General features: G+C 67.4%; 1 pseudogene. It reads right to left on the reverse strand.

Features of this window, described 5'->3' with window-relative positions:
* A pseudogene (locus tag AC1RQF_RS33465) lies at window positions 1-644 on the reverse strand (type VI secretion protein); the annotation flags it as partial.

The raw sequence follows: 644 nt of genomic DNA on the forward strand, positions 1-644 counted from the left end.
TCCTGGAAGCTCGACGCGTTGAACAGGCAGTCGCAGAGGATGGAGCGGTCGATCGAGGTGCCATGCGACAGCACCGCGAACGTCAGCACGTTCTTGCGCCAGGTGCTCGCCGACAGGTCGCTCAGCAGCACGCTCGGCTTCATCAGACGGCAATGCGACAGCGTGAGGCCCGGCATCCCGCATTCGACCAGCCCGAGATTGCCGGCGCTCACGCGGCTCCAGGTCCAGTGACGCGCCTCGACGCCGTTCCACGACACGCTGTCCCATTCGGTGTCCTGCACGACGCCGCGGATGCCGCCGCGCCCCTTCACCGTCACCATCGACCACGATCCGCCCGACACCGACAGATCGTCGAGCCCACAGTCGTCGAGGTTGACCCGCTCCAGCGCGACGCCGCGCCATGCGCTGCGCGCCAGATCGCCGCGCGCAATCGCGCCGCCCGTCCAGACGAGATCGTCGAACGTCGTATCGGCGAACCCGCAATCGACCGCATGCACGTTCGTCAGCTGGCAATGGCGCCAGGTGCTGTGGGCGAACCGGCAGCGCTCGAACCGCACGTTTTCGAAACGCCAGCCATCGAGATGCAGCGAGGTCAGGTCGGCTCCGCGGATCGTTGCATCCGACAGCGCCATGCTGCCGGCCTG

Source organism: Burkholderia sp. GW821-FHT14F03, assembly GCF_058803765.1.